Origin of the sequence: Devosia chinhatensis (assembly GCF_000969445.1) — a bacterium.
Classification (GTDB): Bacteria; Pseudomonadota; Alphaproteobacteria; order Rhizobiales; family Devosiaceae; genus Devosia; species Devosia chinhatensis.
In genome coordinates this window covers 1-528 of sequence record NZ_JZEY01000035.1, presented here as the reverse complement: position 1 = coordinate 528, position 528 = coordinate 1, and the positions used below count along the sequence as shown (strand labels likewise).

The 528-nt window shown below is 58.3% G+C and carries 2 protein-coding genes; both read left to right on the top strand.

What is annotated here, in order from left to right; genetic code table 11:
• Positions 1–13 precede the first annotated feature (13 nt).
• Positions 14–145, top strand: coding sequence for a pilus assembly protein (locus VE26_RS18945; protein WP_210165397.1), 132 nt, complete (start codon positions 14–16; stop codon positions 143–145).
• Positions 145–528, top strand: a 384-nt coding sequence (locus tag VE26_RS00155; RefSeq protein ID WP_046103245.1) for a hypothetical protein, incomplete at its 3' end; no start/stop codon positions are given. The genes VE26_RS18945 and VE26_RS00155, both read left to right, overlap by 1 nt.

Below are 528 nucleotides of genomic sequence, written 5' to 3'. Positions count from 1 at the left end.
CAACTACATCGGTATGAGCCCGAACGGGCTCGCACAGCTTTACCAAGTCACCGCCTATGGCTTTGGCGGTGATGCAACGACAGCAGCAGTGGTGCAGAGCACCTATCGCATTAGTTCTGGCGCCAAAGATCTGGGACAACAGTGATGAAAACAATTCAACGGGTGGGTTTGCTGGCAACCGCTGCGCTACTGCCGGGGGTTGCCAGGGCGCAGTTGGTGATCAGCGACACGCTGACGGGGGCGTCATCTTCGTACAAGTGGCAGGCGCTGAACGGCGCATGCCTGACTGCGGGCAACGGTACAGGCACGATTCCGGCCTGTTCGGGCCTCAGTTACTACAGCGGTAAGACGCTTGTGGGTGGTGTCACGGGTACGCTTCCTGACGCGGTGGGTTCTGGGGCTCTGCGTCTGACCAATGGTGATACAACCACCGGTAGCAACGGTAATAACCAGACGGGCGCTGTCGTTTCGAACTTCACCTTCCCGACCAATCAGGGCATACAGGTAACGTTCACGACGGTGACGTAC

Coding starts and splice junctions, on each gene's coding strand:
- VE26_RS18945 (WP_210165397.1), top strand. CDS start 14: ATGAGCCCGAACGGGCTCGCACAGCTTTACCAAGTCACCGCCTATGGC.